The organism is Salinicola sp. V024 (assembly GCF_052645315.1).
The window spans coordinates 295,216-312,881 of sequence record NZ_JBQXYB010000001.1; the positions used below are offsets into that span (position 1 = coordinate 295,216).

A 17,666-nucleotide genomic window follows, 5' to 3' on the forward strand; every position below is an offset into this window, starting at 1 on the left:
TGGCTTACTATTTTCCCTGAATCATGATCAGCGTCAACAGATACTCATCGATAGCCGTGACGTGGCCGAATAGACGGCTACCCGCCGGCCACTGTGACGACAACGTCTTGAGCAGTTCGATGGTGACCGAGCCCTCGCGAGCGTCCCAGGCGATCAGCCGGGCGTCCGGAAAGTAGAAGCGCCGACGCACCAGCGGATAGAGCGCCTTGAACAGGCTCTCCTTGAGCGAAAACACCAGCGTCACGAATTCCCCCTGGCTCTCGACGGCTAGCCGTTCGAACCACTCCTGCTCCGATCCCACCAGAATCTGCGGCGCCAGGCGCCGGGCACGCTCGGCGCTCATCATGACCTCGGCATCCAGCCCGACGCCTTCAAAATCCGGGCGCCTGGCGACGACCGCTGCCGCGAGGCCCCGGCTATGAGTGATCGAGCCAACGGTGCCAGCGGGCCAGTCGGGGAGCCGTTCGACGTCCTGCGCGGGTGTCGATCGCGAACCCGTCAGCGCACCGAGGGCGTGCCGAGCGGCAAGGCGGCCACACACGAACTCCGCCCGCCGTTTGGCGGCAGCCGTCTCGAGGCGGCTCGGCAGAGAAACATGCCAGGTGGCGGGATCGATATCACAGAGCGCTTCGGTCTCGAAGCGCAGGGCGCTGAACTGCGCGCCCGGGAAAGGCCGGCGCCAAGGCCATTCGCACGATCGCGAATGGCAGCCCGGCGGTAAGGGTTCGATAGCGGTTGCCGGATCAGGCATCGATCAACGATCGACCAGCACGGCGTTGAGCTCGACCGGCACGTCATCGCCGATCTGCTGGTAACCCATCAACGACAGGATCGAACGCACGTTCTGGTTCTGCATCAGCGCCTTGCCATCGAGGGATACCGGCTCGGCATTGCGCGCGCGCACCACATCCTCCGACTCGCGGGTGAAACGCACCGGCAGCTTCTCCTGGCGCTGTTCGCCGTTGGAATCCGTGCGCAGGGTCAGTATCTCCACCGTCGACTGACCGACTTTCAACGAATTGATCCGCTCCGGCGGCAGTTGCGTGACCACCGTCACCAGCGTGGTGTTGGTCAACGATGACATCCACGGCGGCAGCTCGCCCAGCCGATCGAGCACGTCCGTCTGGTTGAGCCGGACGGGCAGCTTCAACGTACCGTCCGCGCTGATCTGGCCTTCCATGCGGCGCAGCGAGTGCTCGTGGGTAATGGACTCGCCGCCGCTGGTGATCTCGGTCACCGTGGCCGTGACCCGGGACTGATTGGGGTCGAGCTGCCACGCGGCCTGGGCCATGCCGCAGAATGTCACCAGGCCCGCAGCCAAGCCGATGCCGGCAATCCGGCGGATGATCGTGTTAGATGACATCGTGTCCTCCCTGGACGTTCATGACCTTCAACAGCGGCTGGCCTGTGCCGGCCGCTTTGGTTATCATACGGCTCCCGCGTTTCAGGGCCTATAGCTCAGTTGGTTAGAGCAGGGGACTCATAATCCCTTGGTCGCAGGTTCGAGTCCTGCTGGGCCCACCATATAAAACAGTGACTTAGCAATTCTCTCTGGTGAGTCCCATGTTCCAAGGGTACAGTTTCGGTACAGTGCCGATCCTTCAGCCCCCTGGAGATTTTCATGGCCACCATCGTCAAGACCCCCGCTGGTAGCTGGAAAGCCGTCATCCGCAAGACCGGCTGGCCCACCACCGCCAAGACCTTTCGTACCAAACGTGACGCTCAGGACTGGAGCCGCCGCACCGAAGATGAAATGGTGCGTGGTGTCTATATCCAGCGCAGCGCCTCTGAGCGCATGACGCTCGAAGCTGCGCTCAAGCGTTATCTGGCCGACGTCACCCCGACCAAGAAGACCAGCACCCAGAAGAGCGAGCGCCACAAGGCGGGCACGCTGATCGAACTTCTGGGAAAATACTCCCTCGCAGCCCTGACGCCGGAACTGATCGCCAACTATCGCGACACGCGGCTCAACAGCCTCGGACACCGGGGCCGGCCCATTAGTCCCAATACCGTGCGCCTGGAACTCGCCCTGCTTGGCCACCTCTACACCGTGGCCATCCAGGAATGGGGCCTGGGGCTGACCTACAACCCCGTCCAGAACATCCGCAAGCCCAGCCCTGGAGAAGGGCGCGACCGTCGCCTGAATCCCGACGAGGAGAAGCGCCTGTTTGCCGTGCTGAGACAGCACAGCAACCCCATGCTGGCCTGGGTCGCCAGAGTCGCCCTGGAGACGGGCATGCGCTCGTCGGAGATACTGACCCTCACTCGCTCTCAGGTCGACGTAAAACGCCGCGTGGTGCGCCTCACCGACACCAAGAACAACGAAGCCCGCCTGGTGCCGCTGACTCAGGCTGCCACCGAAGTGTTCAAGCAGGCACTGAACAACCCTGTGCGCCCGCTCGATTGCAACCTGGTGTTCTTTGGTGAGGCCGGTAAAGGTGGCAAGCGAGGGCCTTACGCCTACACCAAGGCTTGGAATGAGGCAAAGAAGAAGGCCGGACTTGTTGACTTCCGCTTTCACGACCTACGCCATGAAGCCGTTAGTCGGCTGGTGGAAGCGGGTTTGTCTGACCAAGAGGTCGCAGCAATCAGTGGTCATAAGTCGATGCAAATGCTAAGACGATACACCCATCTTAGAGCAGAGGAATTAGTGGTAAGGCTAGACAATTTGAGGGCTACTAAAAGTGACCCACCCCTATAAAAAATGATAAATTTTTTTAAATTTTGAGACTGAAGAGGGAATAATATGTCTAAAGTAAGTGGTGATGTAGAAGGTGATGAAAAATTGGCAAGTCATGAAGGTGGGTTAAGTCATGAAGATAAGGACCGGATTTTAGAGATTTGGAAGAAAGCAATAGAAACACAAATGCACTTTAATGAAATGTCAGTAAAGTCTCGTCAGCTAGGGCTGACGTTTGCTACAGCATCTCTTGGTGTTGCAGTAGTATTAATAGCTAAAGAAGATGATTTTGCATTATCTTTCATGGGTTGGAGATTTCATGTCGGGGTGATGCTGATGTTAGCAGCCACTCTGGCTATCTTAAGTGTCAGTAAACTTGACCTGGGGGTTTACCATAGGATGCTGCGTGGGGCAGTGACTTTTGGTGAGGACCTAGAGAATAAATACTTGCGAGAAATATTAGACCTTGAAAAAGGGATGACTCAGGCAATTTCTCACTTCAGTAGATATAGTGATGCCAAGCTTAATGAGGATACAAATAAATACGAAGGGGGCGTAAGAATTACAGCGGAACATAAGATAAGGCATTTCTATAGGTGGGCAATTGCTGCTCTGCTTGCATTTGCTGTTCTGTTGTTTTGCTTTAATACTAGCTCTAGTATTTCAAATTTATTTGACCCTTCAAGCTCTGAATCGGAAGCAAAAAAAGAAGTGGCTGTACCAACACCAACACCAACACCAACACCAACACCAACACCAACACCAACACCAACTCCTAAGGAAGAAGGATGAACGCGTCGAAGGGCTCACTACACTGGTTTTTTTAACTTGAGGTTAGGTGAAAGATGAAGAAGCTGATTGTTTGCGATTTAGATAACACTCTTTATGACTGGGTAAAATATTTTGTTGGCTCGTTTTACGCTATGGTCGATGAGGTGGTGAAAATTACCGGATGCAATCGTGAAAGACTGCTTGATGACTTCAGGGAGGTTCATCGCTTTCACCATGACTCAGAGCACCCGTTTGCACTTTTAGAAACGGAAACTATAACTAGAATGTTTCCAGGAAAAGATTCGAGTGAGGTTGCTAATATACTTGATTCCGCATTCTATGCTTTTAATTCCTATCGCAAAAATAATTTAACTTTATATCCGGGGGTCATAGAGGGGCTGGAAAAAATGCAAAGCTACAATATAAAAATAGTAGCGCATACAGAGAGTAAGTTTTACGCAACGGTTGATCGGTTGTCCAGGCTTGGATTGACGCAGTATTTTAGCAAAATATATTGTCGTGAGCGGGCAAGCGCTATCCATCCGGTAACTAAAAAAGTTCAGGAAAGTTTCGTAAGCTTTCCATTGGAAAAAATTGTGGAGCTTACACATCATCAACGTAAACCAAGCCGGGAAGTCTTATTAGAGATTTGTGCTAGAGAAAATGTGAAAACAAGTGAGGCTGCCTATGTGGGTGACAGTATAGCGCGTGATATTCTCATGGCAAAGAGAGCAGAAGTATTTTCTATTTGGGCAAAATATGGTACGCAACATAACGAAGATGATTATAAAAAGTTAGTTCGCGTATCGCACTGGACTCAAGAAGATGTAAAGCGAGAAAAAGAATTAGCGAAAGAGGCTTCCGGCGTCTTGCCTGACGCAGTAGCAAAGAGTTCCTTCAACGAGGTTTTTGATATTTTGAATGAAATTTCACTAGGATAGAGAGTTTTTAATTCATAGCAAAATTTCTTGTTTTCTAGTTATGTGCGATGAGTTTCTAGAAGATAAGAAATCTTGTAAATAGGGGTTATCTAATTAGCTTATTTTTCCCAAATCTCAAGGTCCGCAGGGTCGATAGGATAGCTAGAGGTTTTTAACTCAAACCAAGACTGCATTATGTGCTTATGCTTATTTTTAAGTTTTGAGATTGCCTGTCTTGATACGCCAGTATCTCTGACTATTTCAGATTGTGAGTAACCTTCGAGTAACAGATCGAAGACCCTGAGATGCGAAGAAGTAATGTTCAGTAAAAGCATTCTACATGCAAGCTTCCGAAGATGTATGACTTGGCTTTCGTCAAAAATATTGTAGTAATATCCGGTCTTCTCCAGTTCCCGCAGAAGACTATCTAGGTTATTTCGCTTGTTATGGTCGCGGCGGTAGAAAGAATTTTTATCTCTAGGGTCGTGCTTTTCGCAAAATCGCATACTTTTGTTTGTGTGCTTCGCTCCATTTCTTAGTTCTTCTTCAGCTTGACTCTTTCTCCAACATAGTTCGCAGAATGATTTATGCCAAGCTCTGGATACTTTGGAATATTTCTCTTTGGCAATAAAATGAGTCTGAGTATGCTTAGGCTTTTTGTTGTGGCAGAAGAGTAATACGTTGCGCATAACATCGATATTATAAATAAAGCTGGTCTCCGAAAAAGGTTTAGCAAGCTTGGTGAGATAAATATCTGCAGCATTTAATGTGTTCTGTTTCGCGAAGACGAAAACGTTTCTTTATCAAACATCTTAAGAAGACCATATGCTGCCATCGTTTGAGCAATGCTTCGATCAAGGTTCCGTCCAGCGAGTGACCAAATTGACCAGCGCCTAGAATGTGTCGAATGTGATTCCGTGACATTTTCTCGGAAATTAATAAGAGCTTCTGCAAGCTCTGGAGAGCAGCCGGGGACTGGGTTGAGCAGGTAGAAATCCTCACGCATCCGCTTGTCCTTAGGGTATGCCTAAGATGTCAACCATTCTTACATATACGGTTCCTTTCTTTCCACTCTGCTCGGCATAGATTACGCAAACCAACGTAACCAATGGATGCTGACCGTTGGAAACGACAAAGATCGCAATCGAGCGCTCCCTGCTCGATAAGTATGGCCCGCTTATCAGCCTGCCCCAGCTTGATGAGCTACTACATCGAAGCCCGGATGGTCTTCGCATAGCTATGAGCAAACCACACGGTTATGCGCAGGAGATCAAAAAGGCGCGAATCAAGATCGGTCGCCGGGTGTATTTCCGTACGCCTCAGATCGCCGAGTACATCGCCTCAGCGGAATAAGCGATGAGTTATCGCGCCTTGGATTGGGTGCTGGCTCTGGAATGCGCTCCAGCCACCAAGATGGTTCTGGTAGTGCTCGCCCGCCACGCCGACCGCGAGGGAAAATGCTGGCCAAACGTGAACACGATCGCGCGAATGAGCGGTGCCTCTAGCCGGACTGTACGTCGTGCACTTAAGACATTGCAGGCAGACGGCCTGATCACCACCGAAGCCCGTTACGAAAGTCACGGTCGCCAAACCTCTAATTGCTATCGCTTAGCGCTTGAGAGGGACCCTGACAAATTGACACCCCTAACGGTGGGGAGGGTGACAGAGTGTCAGGGGGAGGGTGACACCGGTGACACCCTCGGGGGTGACATAGCTATGTCACCCCTAGAACAACCAAAGGAAGTAAAAAAGGAAGTTAGGAGTAGCCCTGTGGATAACTTCGAGCATGAGCATGAATCAATTGAAGATATGGTCGGGTCATTGCCTGATGCTGTGATGCAAGGCGAGAAGGCCTTGATTGCGCGTATGCTTCACCAAGTCGACCTTGGCTATGCGGGCCTGCTGATTGATGAGCTGATAAGGTGCTTTGGTGTGCGGGCGAATAAACAAAGCCCCAGTGAACTGGTTTCAAGCAGTCGTACGTAGCTATCACGAAGGAAATTTCGAGCCTACCTATGCCTGCTTTGAATACTCACGGCGAGCGGGGTATGGACAGCCAGAAGCGGCGCAAGGCAGGGAAGCCTTCTTGCAGATTAAAAAGCAGTTGTCTCAAGACGAAATGAAAAATACGCCAAAAAGGCATAACGATGCTTTCTGAGGCGTTTAGATGCTTAACCTAAGGGGTTGGCCTAGGTTGATCGGAGAAAACCCTTAGAGGGCATTCTGAAGCAATTTTAGAGATGGGATCGTATGGCATGATTGCTGTGCAGTGAAATCCTAAATATTTACGTGAATTTGTCACGTTTATTAGTGCGCCAGGAGTAAGCGATGGAGTCTCTATACCGTCTGTGCATCTTGCTCTTGCCGATTTTGCTGTACGCAGCGTTATTTCTTCTTTTGGCGTTCCGATTCAATCGGAGGGTTGCTGCGAAGCGCTGCGGCAACAATGTCCCGGAGGAAAGGCGCCATCATAAGGCACGCTAGGGCAAACAAAAGCACGGTAGGGCTCGCTAAGACACAGTAGGGCAAATAAAGGCAAGGTAGGGCAAACAAGGGCACTGTAAGGCACTTATAGGGCAATGCTTTAAAATGCCTCAGAAGAAAATGGCAGGATGTGCATTGTACCGGTACGCCGCAAGCGGCTACGGTACAATGCAAGTCATATACTCGCCGTAGGGCTCGATGTCATCCTGCTCTGCGAGGCTGGGCGGCTACCGCCTTACCAACACACCACCCGTCCCATACATGGTCATGAGCGCCAAGCCATGCGGGGGATCTCGAAAGTGGATTCCTCTTCGAGTCGGCCACTGAGATTTCTTAGAAACTTATAACTGGACTCTCCACGGCGGCGGCCCACCATGTACACACGCCCATAATCAAGATGCTCGGCTGCGGCCTTTTCAGCTTCCTTGCCTACACCCCATAGATGTGCACCTTTGATTTCTAGCAGTGCGATCTGGTCAGGCGTTTCTCGGCCCTCAATAGCGACGATGAAATCGGGGAAAAAGCCATCTCCTTCGTCCCAGCGATACAGTCCCACGGCATCGGGTCTATGAGCGCCGACAGGGTTGCGGTGCCACCACAATACTCGCGTATCCTGATCCAGCAGCCGCGCTACACGTCGCTCATCCTCGTTCATGCCGATTGGAAAAACGCCATAAACGTTGCGCTCGGCTGTCTCCAGTGGAACTTCGCTTTCCAACACAGGCGGAATCGACACTTCAATATCATGCACCTGAGCCAGTCGCGCCCTGCGACAGGCTTCGCGTAACAATGCTGGATGGCTAATCAGCACTCGATCGAGTTGCTGTTCTAAAACTTCCTCGTCCTCAGGCGGCACGGCGCCACTGGCTTCGATTGCATGCTTGAAGCGATCAAGTAGTCGCTCACGAATTTCACGCTCGTTTACGCCTTCCAGCCTTAATACGACCTGCCGCGCCTTTTCGGCGATTGCAGCTATCGATAGTTGGGCCCATACATCGCTACCGTTCTCCGCGATATGTCCATTATTGAAAATATCGGTTTCACCTCGGCGTACTTGAGTACGTACGCGTTCTCGGCTGGCCAAGACTTGAGCGGTAAAATCGACGAATCCGACCAAGCGGATTTCTAAATCGAGCGGCGCGGGAGGCAAGCGCTCACCACGAAGTATGGCAGGCACATCCTTCCGTCGCGGATACTGACGATTTGTTTCCTGCACCGACAGGCTCAATCCGGCTAATGACTGGTTTGTGTTGCCTTCAGGGGGTGGCTTTTTTTCGCCGCGTCGATGCTGCTCAGCCTGCGTCAATGCGGCTTGACCGAATTCCAGCATCCCCTGCCAGGATTTATTTGTATCAGGCGGGCCACTGCCATCGGATTGCTGCTCGTTTGCGCTTCCGTCGGCGTTTTCCCGAGTGACGTCGCCCTCAGGATTTATCGTCAGCGCGAAAGATTCTCCGGTACGCGTAAGCTGCACGCTGCGCTGAGTTCCGCTATAAGTGATAGTCGTCGAAGTACCTACTTCCGGTGCCTGAGTGCGCAAGCTGTTAATCTGCGCCCCAGCGTTCAGCAACCCTTCCTGCGATTCGGCGTTGGCAAGGAACACGTAGCCATAGCCAAGTGCTTCTGGAAGGTCATCGCGCCCCTGCAACAGCGCATGTACGCGCATGAGTCGGCCTACCACCTGCACTCCGAAGGAGGGATCGCGCGCGCCACGCAGCGCCGCGAGAGTGAAAGCGCGGGGTGCATCAAAGCCCAGCGCTACAGCCATTTTGAAGATCAGTACTTCGACCTTTGGATCATTGGCCAGCGAGATCAGATCGGCGTCGGGCTCGTCGCTGGTATGGATACGTATCGCATCTTCGGCGAAACCGAGGTTATCGATTAGGTGTCGCCGAGCGGTTTCCTGCGCAGCCTTGCCATTGGGCACTTGTACCAGCATGAGCGGGGTTAGATTCGTGCCGCTATTGGCTAGCATCTTCTTGATTAGCCGGTGCGTCTCTGTACATTCGCGCAACGCCAATTGTTCGAAGTCGATCAATTGTTCAGTGTCATCGTCCTTGGCAAGGAAGCGCACTACACGCACGCCCCGCTTAAGTAGCCCGGCATTGACCGCATCGATGCGTGCCACGGAGGCCCAATCAGCCTCATCGCCCAGGCGATATCCAGTATCACGCTGGAAGGGAGCGATATCGGTATCGCGCGGGGTCGCTGTCATTAGTAGCGCATAGTCGGGTTTCAGCACGTCGCGAAAGAAAACCTGTGCCTGACGCGCACGCTGGAAACCGTGATGTGCTTCGTCAACGATACAGCCGATGCGAATACCCTGTTGGCGAGCTAACCCGATCAACGCATCGACGGACAGGCCAGTATCGCTGGTGTTACGCGCACGGCGCCCGGAGGCATTGCTAGTCGCTACGGCGCTCCAGGTTGTGACGAACACCCCGCCCTCGTTGGCGAGATCCGGTCGACGATCCGATGCCAAGTCAAGCACGCGTAAACTCGGCGCCTGCGCATGCAGGGTCTTGCGGGCTTGCTCGACCAGGCCGGCAAAGGGGGCGAACCAGAACCAGAGAACCTGTTCTTGTGATGAGAAGCGCGCCATTGCTTCGATGGCAATGGCCGTCTTACCGGACCCTGTAGGTGCCTGGAGGACTACCGCCGCATCTTGTTCGCGTACAGTCTTTAGCTCGGCTTCGCTGAAATTACTGAGATGCCGATATTGCTCCGCTAGATTATTGAAGCGAGCAACCAGTCCGTCGCAGAGCGTTTCCTGAAATGGCTTGAGAACGAGCGGCATTATCGCTTCCTTTTGCTGAAACGGGCCTGTAAGGCATCAGGAATTCGTGGCCAGTCGAGTAATGGCGCTTTTGCCTCGAAGCGCTCCGGTGACCAGCTATAGACTCGCCCACGGATTGGCTCGGCTTTATCCAGCCAAGTCTGTAGCCGCTCGATGCTGTCTGCATTCTGATTGGCCAGATAAGCAACCCAGCCATCATAGGTTTCGATGGCTTGAAAGCCGCTGCCTTCCCAAGGCTGAAGTGACGCTTCATGCAGCAGTTGCAGAGCATGCCAAACTTCATCGTGAGCGATTTTTGTCGGTAGCCGGTGCATTGGTACTTGGCGGGTGCGTAGATAGGCAAAGCTACCACCCAACCCCCCGATATCTTCGCCCTTGGCAGTGGTGTAGCCGCTCATAATCCGCCGAACTCGCTCGGCGCAAACATCGCGACATAGATTCTTCTCCGGCGCATCTTCGGTGGCTTCGCTGTTACTTACGAGTATGAAGCGTCGCTGACCACCATCTCCAGCATTAAGTTTTGCGATAGCATGGGCGGTAGTACCGGAGCCAGCGAAAAAGTCCAGCACGATCGCAGTAGGATCATCAAGGATGGATAATAAATAAGCCATCATCGAGACCGGTTTGGGGTATGTGAAATCAATCCCCATCTCGGCTAGTGCAGCACCATCGCTTTGCGTGTTGCCTAAGTTTCGCAAAACAGAAACAACGTGCGAATGAGTGTCACGTTTTTTAATATTTTCGATGGCACCATTTTCTGTCAATAAAAAACTAGTTAACTGCCCTTTGGTATCGGTAACTGGTTTAAATCCGCTATCAATAAAGGCTTGGCATAATCCTCGATTCGCCCATCCGCTTTTGACAGTAGCTTCATTGACAAGATGGCCTTTATGGACATGGATGTCTGTAGATATATGGGGCCACCTATCACTTCGAGCAGGCACTATTCCGTTTTCAAATGAGGCAGGGAATCCTGGGGGGAGAGTGATTTCAGAAACAGGGTTTTTAGGCCCGTTTTTTACTATTGTGTTCCGAATTTTTGGACGGAAAATCTTACTGCCTTCTCCAATGTTAGGGTCGACTACCCGAGGCATTGGAAAGCGGTCGGGATTTGGAGAATAAGCCAGGATGTACTCGTGAGCTATCTTGATTTTGGCTTGGTTATCAAAATTCCCATCTGTCTGCCAGACAAATGTCGCTAATTTGCTGGTTGGTCCAAATACCATGTCCATTAGCATGCCAAGCCGGAATAACTCATTATCATCGATGCTAACGAAAATAACGCCATCTTCTGCCAATAGATCTTTGGCTAAAAGCAGACGCCGATAAATAAACTCCAGCCACAGCGAGTGGCGGAAGCGGTGGGTCTTGTCAACGAAGCGGTCGTTGTAAACAAAGTCCCTATTTCCGGTATTGTAGGGCGGGTCTATATAGATACAGCGGATTCGCCCGGCATGGGTCATGCGTAGGGCGCGAAGGGCATCGTAATTGTCACCTTCGATAATCAGATTATCCCAAGGCGCTTCGCCATGAGAAAGAGAGGTATCAAGTTGTAAGCCGACGAAGTCATCATTGATCGCCTGGTCGGCATCTATTTCGTCACGCTCCCATACCAACCCTAATTGACGACCCTTGGTCGCGCTGCTCCAGCAAGCGAATCAGCGTTTCGCGGTCTAGCCCCTCGTACTTGCTCATGAGTTCCTTATGCTCCAACAGCGAGCACAGGTCTCCCTGCCCTCGAAGCCTTTATTACGGGCCAGCATGATACCTATAGCCATGCATAGGCGCACTCGTTAGCTTTATGCTAGCATTGATGGCATTGTAATCATACGGAGAGTCTGACATGGCGTCGATCACAATTCGAAATTTGGATGAGCAATTAAAGACTCAGCTTCGCATGGAGGCGGCTAGTCATGGCCATTCCATGGAAGAGGAGGTCCGCATCATTCTGCGTAGTGCCTTGAACCAGCCTCAAGCAAAGGGGCTAGGGACTCGCATACGTGAGCGATTCGCAGACGCGGGGGGCATCGAACTGGAAGTGCCGCCTAGGTCTGATAAGCCTCGTGATCCGGGCTTCGGCGCATGATTGTTCTTGATACCAATGTGCTATCCGAGCTGATGCGGCCTGAGCCAGAGGCCCGGGTTATCGACTGGCTGGATAGGCAGGACGCTATTTCCGTGACAATTTCCGCTATTACAATCGCAGAAATTCTCTATGGTATCGAGCGCCTGCCAGACGGTAGGCGCAAGCGTGGCTTCGCGGCCAAGGCGGCGGCAATGTTCGAGGAAGATTTCTCTGGACGCATCCTATCGTTCGATAGCGGGGCTGCGATTCACTACGCAGAGCAGGTCGCTGCCAGCGAGAGTGTAGGAAGGCAGGTTCACATGGCCGATGCCCAAATTGCAGCTATCTGCATCCAGCATGGAGCGGTGTTGGCGACACGCAATGTAAAGGATTTCGAGACGTTGAGCGTCGAGACGATCAACCCTTGGGAAACGGGCTGATATCGGTACACTGACGGTACAGTGGCTGGTTCGGGTAGGTTACACTAACCTTCGCTAAGCTTCTGATAATCCAGTACTTTAATCTTTGCTAGGTTACGATAGATTTCGTAGAACTTTCAGTATCTTATTGATTTAAAAGCGAACTCATAATCCCTTGGTCGTAGGTTCAAGTCCTACTGGGCCCACCATCAAATCAATAGCTTACGTCACTTTTCTGCCCGTTTCAGGGTTCCATTTCTCGTCGGTGTCAACCAAGTGTCGACCAGGCAATTTTAGGCCCAAATTTTAGCCCATCGGCCAAGTGATCGGGCGAGAGGTGAGCGTAGCGCATTGTGGCCAGGGCCGTCTGATGGCGGTTTTGCAGCTGAGCCAAGCCGGAAGTTACGGAATGAGCGTAGCGCAAGAATAGCTCGGCATATTAGCGATACCCAGTCCGGTATCGTTTCCATAGATGGTATCAGTCATCCCTCGTAACCCTTGGCGCGGATGTCCCTTCGTTACCAAGGCAAAACTGAACCAGCCCCCACTTAGACAAAAGTCTTCCTAGGCGCGATGCAAAGTGGATACTAGTATATCAGGCGGTTCTCGATGAGAGCCTCTGACACCAGCGCCTGTATCAGCTAACGGGGGACTCAAAAAATGACACGGTCAATCTCAGCCATCATAGGCCGCACTCTGGTTGGTTCTGCATTGATAGGGACGGCCATGTTTGCCGGAAATGTCTATGCACAAAGCTCTGCGACCATCAAAATCGCGAGTTATTTTGCGGAGGACCACCCGCAAAACATTGCTATCCGGGAGAAATTCAAGCCGTACGTCGAAAGTCATTCTGACATGCAGGTCAAAATCTATCCGAACAGCTCGCTTGGTGATGAGCGTCAATACACCAATGGCGTAAGAACAGGCAGCATTGAAATGGCAATTGCCGGCATGGGGCTGCAGACAGCCAAGCCGCAAATCGGCTTTCCCGAGTGGCCATTCTTGTTCGAAGACTACGACCAAGCTCAGTCAATGCTCAACGGGCCAATTGGAGAGAAGATCGATCCCTATTTTCGTGAACTCGGTGTCGAACCTTTGGCGTGGACGGCTAACGGGTTCCGCGTTTTCTCGAGTAAAAATAAAATCGATAGTATGGAAGACTTCGATGGCTTCAAGTTAAGAATGCCAAACCTGGAACTGTACGTGAAAGTAGGGCAGGCGCTAGGCGCCAATGTTCAGACAATGGGCATGTCAGAAGTCTACCCGGCCCTCGAACAAGGAGTTATCGACGGTCAGGACAACCCCTTGGCGACCCTTTACCGCTCAGGCTGGTATGAGGTACAGAATAATGTGCTGGAGAGCAGGCATATGTTCAGCCCCAATGTCTATCTGATGAACCAGGATTTTTACGACAATCTAAGCGATTCCGATAAGGACGTCATTCAGGAAGCTTCCCGCCAATCTATGGAGATGGAATGGCAATTGATGCGTGACTCCGCTTCAGAAATAAAAAAGGATTTGAAAAAAGCTGGTTTGGAAGTGACTGAACCTAGTCAAGAGTTCCATGACGAAATGGTCAAGGCGGTCCAGCCGATCTACGACGATTTCTATAGCCAGTATGATTGGGCCGAAGAGATGGTGAATATGGTGCGTGGGGATTCATGAAACCCGCAATATCTATGCCATGCGAATTCCGGGAGTTCGCATGGTCCATCCGATTGGATAAGAGGTAGTACCATGTCGATGACGACATTTTTTGGTTTTTTGAACAAGTCAATAAGGCTTGCCATTGCCGTTGCATTAATATTGATGGTTGGGTTCGTTTTTGCCAATGTCGTGCTCCGTTATGCATTCAATAGCGGGTTGACATGGTCCAGTGAGGTTGCGCGGTACCTCTTCGTGTGGGTTGTGTTTCTGGGGTCCATCCTGGCCGTGGTAGAGCATAGCCACTTGGGAGTGGATATCCTGGCCCGCCATGTTCCCGGTTGGCTACAGAAGTCATTTTTTCTGCTGGCGACGGCCCTGACCGTGGCGGTGATGACGCTCGTGGTCAAAGGTCTTCTGGTTCTTATCGAGCTGAACGTCGGTATTACGGGGCCCGCTACCGATATCCCTATCAATAACTATTATTACGCAGGAATGGTGGCGGCCGTATTGATGTCCGTAGTAATGGCGTATCAAGCGATCAGCTTTGTTCTAACCGGACGGAATGGCCCTACCTGGGCGAACGATCATGACGTGGAGCCCAGGTTATGATGGTCGTCGTCTTTCTCGGCGTACTTTTTTCGCTGATGTTGATCGGCATGCCGATCGCCTTTGCCATGCTGAGTTCTGCCGTCGTGATGATGTGGACTCAGGATATGTTCGATATCACGACCCTGGCAGAACAGTTCATTACCGGCGCCAACAGTTTTGCCCTGATGGCCATTCCTTTTTTCATTCTTACCGGCGAGATCATGAACGCTGGAGGTGTCTCCAGACGCATAGTCGACTTTGCTTCGTCACTGGTGGGGCACGTCAAGGGAGGCCTGGGATATGTCGCCATCGTAGCAGGCGTCATTTTCGCTGGCCTGTCCGGCTCCGCCGTTGCCGATACCGCGGCCCTTGGGTCCATCCTCATCCCCATGATGGTGGCCCAGGGCTATGAGAAGAAACGTTCGACAGGCTTGGTAGCCTCCGTCGGCATCGTGGGGACCGTGATTCCACCAAGCATTCCCCTGATTCTCTATGGAGTCGTAGGTGGTGTCTCGATTACTGGCTTGTTCATGGGCGGTATCGTCCCAGGGATTCTCATGGCGGTGGGGATGACGTTTACCTGGTGGCTCGTTGCTCGGAAAGCAGATACGAAACGGCTCAAGCGAGCCGATTGGCAGACGCGCATGCGGAGTTTCAAACGTGCCTTCTGGGCCTTACTGCTGCCCCTCATCATCATCGTCGGCCTACGTGGAGGTGTATTCACGCCGACCGAGGCAGGCGTCGTCGCAGCGGTATACGCTCTACTGATCAGTCTCTGCTACGGAGAAGTCCGCCCGACGCAGCTTTTCGATGTGCTTATCAATACCGCCAAGACCACGGCCATCGTGATGTTGATCGCCTCGGCGGCCATCGTCACGGCTTACGCCATCACGGTAGCGCAGGTCCCCACGCAAATCGCCTCGGCCCTCACGAGTATTACAGATAGTCCGACGCTGATGCTGCTGATCATTATGGTCATACTGTTGCTGTTCGGGTGCGTCATGGATATGACGCCTGCCGTATTGATTTTCGCGCCCGTCCTCATCCCGGTAGTCAAGCAGCTTGGTATCGATCCTGTCTATTTTGGCGTGGTGATGATCATTAACTTGTCCATTGGCTTAATAACACCGCCGGTCGGCACGGTCCTTTATGTCGGGTGCAGCATCAGCAGAATCAGTATTATCGATATCTCACGTGGCATATGGCCGATGCTGTTGATGTACGTAGCCATTCTATTTGCGCTGATTCTATTTCCCGAAATCGTTACCTTTCCATTAAGTATTCTGCATAAAGGTTGAATGGTGCAATCGACATGAAAAGATCCATGCCCCGTAGACAGCGTTACGACCACGCACTGAGCATCGCGGAGCTTGCCGAAATCGCACGCCGAAGACTTCCGAACTTCGTCTATGAATACATTCAGGGTGGCTCCGACGACGAAGTCAGCCTGATGAACAACCGTGCCGTATTCGATCGATTCAGATTTACGCCCAAGACTCTGACCAATGTCAGTCAGCGGGATTTGAGCCGAGACCTGTTGGGCCACCGGATGAACATGCCGGTCGTAATCGGCCCGACGGGGTTCAATGGCATGGTCACTCGGGACGGAGATGCCAAGTTGGCCCGCGCTGCAGCCCATCGAGGTATTCCATTTACGCTAAGCAACGCCTCGACCGAACCCCTGGAGGAGATCGCGAAGATTTCCGGCGGTTGGCCGTGGTTTCAAATCTATTTCTATCGCGACCGTGACTATGTGGAGAAGCTGGTAAATCGCTGCCGTGCCTCGGGGTACGACACCATCGTCGTGACGACGGACAGCGCCATTTACGGGAATCGTGAGTGGGATACGCGTAATTACGCGCGCCCCTTCGTACTCAATTGGCGCAATAAGCTCCATGTGCTCAGTAGGCCCCGCTGGATGAAGGATGTGCTTTATCCCCACGGCGTACCGACCTTCAAGAATCTGGGAGATCTCTTGCCGCCCGGGGATTCGTCCGTGCAGGGCGCTGCCGCCGAGATAGGCAAGCATCTGATGCCCTCGTTGAACTGGGAGGATATTCGCTGGCTGCGGGAAAACTGGTCCGGAAACCTGTTGCTCAAGGGCATTCTGTCGGTGGAAGAGGCCCGGATGGCGGTGGAGTACGGCATCGATGGCGTGGTGTTGTCCAATCACGGCGGGCGCCAGCTGGACAGTTCGGTCTCGCCGATGGAAATTCTCCCGGAAGTGAGGGCGGCCGTCGGAAACGACTTTGCCGTCATGCTGGACGGCGGCTTCAGGCGCGGCAGCGATATCCTCAAGGCGGTGCTTCTGGGGGCCGACGCCGTACTGCTAGGCCGCACGACGCTCTACGGGCTTGGGGCAGGAGGTCAGGCGGGCGTCGATCATGCGCTCGGCCTGCTGCACCAGGAGATGGATCGAACCCTTGGTCTTCTGGGATGCAGTAATCTTCGCGAGCTCGACCGTTCACTGATTCGCGATTCGTGCGTTTCGCAAACGGTTCGCCCCGCATAAGGCGGAAGAGTAGGATGAGCGGCAACAGAGCGTAATTGGCCGTATGAGCGAGGAGCCAAAAGCATGATGAAAGGGGTGCAGGAACGGTCGTCGAGTGATCGTGCCTATAGCGATATACGCGACAAAATTATTACCACCGTACTGAAACCCGGAGAAAGGATTCACGAAAAGGCGTTATCGGAAGAGTTCGGCATTAGCCGCACGCCAATTCGCGAAGCCTTGATGCGATTACGCTACGATGGCTTCGTCGATATCTTCGCCCAACGAGGCACTTTCGTGACGCCTATCCGGCTCGAAGTCGTCAAGGCGGCTCACTATACTCGCTCGGTATTGGAATGCGCCTTGATACGAGATGCCGCCACTCAATGTAGTGATCGTGATGCTCGAGATTTATACGATAATCTCGAGCATCAGCGTCTGGTATATCGACAAGGACAGTATTACAAGATCGAAATCCTCGATGAGGAACTCCATCAAAAGATTGCCGATATTGCTGGGCGACCATCAGTATGGCAAATCATTTATCACGTTCAGTTGCACATCAACCGAGTTCGCATGCTGTTTCTTAATGAAGAGCGCGTTCCTGCTATCGTCCAGGAGCACTCTAGCATTATCGATGCGATTGCCAAGCGTGATTCTGATGCCGCAGAAAATGCCATGAAAATCCATTTGCAGTATATGGATCAGAATATTCAGAAGTTGGCAGAAAGCTACTCGGAGTATCTCTCTTGAGTAAGCCGGTTTGGCCTACTTCTTGGCGCTTCTCCAACACCAATTCGGACT

General features: G+C 52.4%; 16 protein-coding genes, 1 tRNA gene and 1 pseudogene. 14 read left to right on the forward strand and 4 right to left on the reverse strand.

Translation table 11 applies throughout. The features are described from left to right. Positions 1-7: 7 nt before the first annotated feature. Together ACUN9V_RS01295 and ACUN9V_RS01300 are read right to left on the reverse strand one after the other, a co-directional pair. Positions 8-751, reverse strand: coding sequence for a 4'-phosphopantetheinyl transferase family protein (locus ACUN9V_RS01295; RefSeq protein WP_445510055.1), 744 nt, complete (start codon positions 749-751; stop codon positions 8-10). A 3-nt stretch (positions 752-754) separates the two neighbouring features. Next, entirely contained in the window at positions 755-1,363 is a 609-nt protein-coding gene (locus tag ACUN9V_RS01300) for a hypothetical protein (protein WP_445510056.1), read from the reverse strand. 84 nt (positions 1,364-1,447) lie between these two features. On the opposite strand from ACUN9V_RS01300, the gene ACUN9V_RS01305 reads away from it, so the two are divergent. The 7 genes and pseudogenes from ACUN9V_RS01305 to ACUN9V_RS01335 all read left to right on the forward strand — a co-directional run bounded on the left by ACUN9V_RS01305 (position 1,448) and on the right by ACUN9V_RS01335 (position 6,357). Continuing rightward, positions 1,448-1,524 (forward strand) — tRNA-Ile (locus ACUN9V_RS01305). Positions 1,525-1,621: 97 nt separating this feature from the next. Then, complete coding sequence (locus ACUN9V_RS01310) at positions 1,622-2,701, forward strand: site-specific integrase (protein WP_445510057.1); 1,080 nt, start codon at positions 1,622-1,624, stop codon at positions 2,699-2,701. 45 nt (positions 2,702-2,746) lie between these two features. After that, entirely contained in the window at positions 2,747-3,472 is a 726-nt protein-coding gene (locus ACUN9V_RS01315) for a hypothetical protein (protein ID WP_445510058.1), read from the forward strand. 53 nt (positions 3,473-3,525) lie between these two features. Next, the gene (locus ACUN9V_RS01320) at positions 3,526-4,392 is read left to right on the forward strand and encodes an HAD family hydrolase (protein WP_445510059.1); all 867 of its coding nucleotides are present in this window, start codon (positions 3,526-3,528) and stop codon (positions 4,390-4,392) included. Positions 4,393-5,493: 1,101 nt separating this feature from the next. Continuing rightward, on the forward strand, positions 5,494-5,724 hold the full coding sequence (locus ACUN9V_RS01325; protein ID WP_445510060.1) for a DNA-binding protein: 231 nt from the start codon (positions 5,494-5,496) through the stop codon (positions 5,722-5,724). A 60-nt stretch (positions 5,725-5,784) separates the two neighbouring features. Continuing rightward, positions 5,785-5,913, forward strand: a pseudogene (locus tag ACUN9V_RS01330) (helix-turn-helix domain-containing protein); the annotation flags it as partial. 228 nt (positions 5,914-6,141) lie between these two features. Continuing rightward, positions 6,142-6,357: a hypothetical protein gene (locus ACUN9V_RS01335; RefSeq protein ID WP_445510366.1), complete on the forward strand. Its 216-nt coding sequence runs from the start codon at positions 6,142-6,144 to the stop codon at positions 6,355-6,357. 763 nt (positions 6,358-7,120) lie between these two features. Here the strand turns inward: ACUN9V_RS01335 and ACUN9V_RS01340 are convergent. Then, positions 7,121-9,652, reverse strand: coding sequence for a DEAD/DEAH box helicase (locus tag ACUN9V_RS01340; RefSeq protein ID WP_445510061.1), 2,532 nt, complete (start codon positions 9,650-9,652; stop codon positions 7,121-7,123). Next, positions 9,652-11,268: a site-specific DNA-methyltransferase gene (locus ACUN9V_RS01345; protein ID WP_445510062.1), complete on the reverse strand. Its 1,617-nt coding sequence runs from the start codon at positions 11,266-11,268 to the stop codon at positions 9,652-9,654. The genes ACUN9V_RS01340 and ACUN9V_RS01345 overlap by 1 nt, the downstream gene beginning before the upstream one ends. Positions 11,269-11,495: 227 nt before the next feature. Between ACUN9V_RS01345 and ACUN9V_RS01350 the strand changes: the two genes are divergently transcribed. The 7 genes from ACUN9V_RS01350 to ACUN9V_RS01380 all read left to right on the forward strand — a co-directional run bounded on the left by ACUN9V_RS01350 (position 11,496) and on the right by ACUN9V_RS01380 (position 17,615). Further along, positions 11,496-11,738, forward strand: a complete 243-nt coding sequence (locus ACUN9V_RS01350; protein WP_445510063.1) for a FitA-like ribbon-helix-helix domain-containing protein — start codon at positions 11,496-11,498, stop codon at positions 11,736-11,738. Further along, the gene (locus ACUN9V_RS01355; protein WP_445510064.1) at positions 11,735-12,157 is read left to right on the forward strand and encodes a type II toxin-antitoxin system VapC family toxin; all 423 of its coding nucleotides are present in this window, start codon (positions 11,735-11,737) and stop codon (positions 12,155-12,157) included. Before ACUN9V_RS01350 ends, ACUN9V_RS01355 begins: the two co-directional genes overlap by 4 nt. A 639-nt stretch (positions 12,158-12,796) precedes the next feature. Beyond that, positions 12,797-13,801, forward strand: coding sequence for a TRAP transporter substrate-binding protein (locus tag ACUN9V_RS01360; RefSeq protein WP_445510065.1), 1,005 nt, complete (start codon positions 12,797-12,799; stop codon positions 13,799-13,801). 72 nt (positions 13,802-13,873) lie between these two features. Then, positions 13,874-14,392 carry a TRAP transporter small permease gene (locus ACUN9V_RS01365; protein ID WP_445510066.1) on the forward strand — a complete coding sequence of 173 codons (519 nt, stop codon included), beginning with the start codon at positions 13,874-13,876 and terminating at the stop codon, positions 14,390-14,392. Then, positions 14,389-15,669 (forward strand): TRAP transporter large permease, encoded by a 1,281-nt coding sequence (locus ACUN9V_RS01370; protein WP_445510067.1) that lies wholly within the window; start codon positions 14,389-14,391, stop codon positions 15,667-15,669. Before ACUN9V_RS01365 ends, ACUN9V_RS01370 begins: the two co-directional genes overlap by 4 nt. A 26-nt stretch (positions 15,670-15,695) precedes the next feature. Beyond that, positions 15,696-16,883, forward strand: coding sequence for an alpha-hydroxy acid oxidase (locus tag ACUN9V_RS01375; protein ID WP_445510068.1), 1,188 nt, complete (start codon positions 15,696-15,698; stop codon positions 16,881-16,883). A 63-nt stretch (positions 16,884-16,946) separates the two neighbouring features. After that, complete coding sequence (locus tag ACUN9V_RS01380) at positions 16,947-17,615, forward strand: GntR family transcriptional regulator (RefSeq protein WP_445510069.1); 669 nt, start codon at positions 16,947-16,949, stop codon at positions 17,613-17,615. Positions 17,616-17,666 lie beyond the last annotated feature (51 nt).

Coding starts and splice junctions, on each gene's coding strand:
- ACUN9V_RS01310 (WP_445510057.1), top strand. CDS start 1,622: ATGGCCACCATCGTCAAGACCCCCGCTGGTAGCTGGAAAGCCGTCATC.
- ACUN9V_RS01380 (WP_445510069.1), top strand. CDS start 16,947: ATGATGAAAGGGGTGCAGGAACGGTCGTCGAGTGATCGTGCCTATAGC.
- ACUN9V_RS01300 (WP_445510056.1), bottom strand. CDS start 1,363: ATGTCATCTAACACGATCATCCGCCGGATTGCCGGCATCGGCTTGGCT.
- ACUN9V_RS01370 (WP_445510067.1), top strand. CDS start 14,389: ATGATGGTCGTCGTCTTTCTCGGCGTACTTTTTTCGCTGATGTTGATC.
- ACUN9V_RS01365 (WP_445510066.1), top strand. CDS start 13,874: ATGTCGATGACGACATTTTTTGGTTTTTTGAACAAGTCAATAAGGCTT.
- ACUN9V_RS01360 (WP_445510065.1), top strand. CDS start 12,797: ATGACACGGTCAATCTCAGCCATCATAGGCCGCACTCTGGTTGGTTCT.
- ACUN9V_RS01350 (WP_445510063.1), top strand. CDS start 11,496: ATGGCGTCGATCACAATTCGAAATTTGGATGAGCAATTAAAGACTCAG.
- ACUN9V_RS01375 (WP_445510068.1), top strand. CDS start 15,696: ATGCCCCGTAGACAGCGTTACGACCACGCACTGAGCATCGCGGAGCTT.
- ACUN9V_RS01295 (WP_445510055.1), bottom strand. CDS start 751: ATGCCTGATCCGGCAACCGCTATCGAACCCTTACCGCCGGGCTGCCAT.
- ACUN9V_RS01340 (WP_445510061.1), bottom strand. CDS start 9,652: ATGCCGCTCGTTCTCAAGCCATTTCAGGAAACGCTCTGCGACGGACTG.
- ACUN9V_RS01320 (WP_445510059.1), top strand. CDS start 3,526: ATGAAGAAGCTGATTGTTTGCGATTTAGATAACACTCTTTATGACTGG.
- ACUN9V_RS01315 (WP_445510058.1), top strand. CDS start 2,747: ATGTCTAAAGTAAGTGGTGATGTAGAAGGTGATGAAAAATTGGCAAGT.
- ACUN9V_RS01355 (WP_445510064.1), top strand. CDS start 11,735: ATGATTGTTCTTGATACCAATGTGCTATCCGAGCTGATGCGGCCTGAG.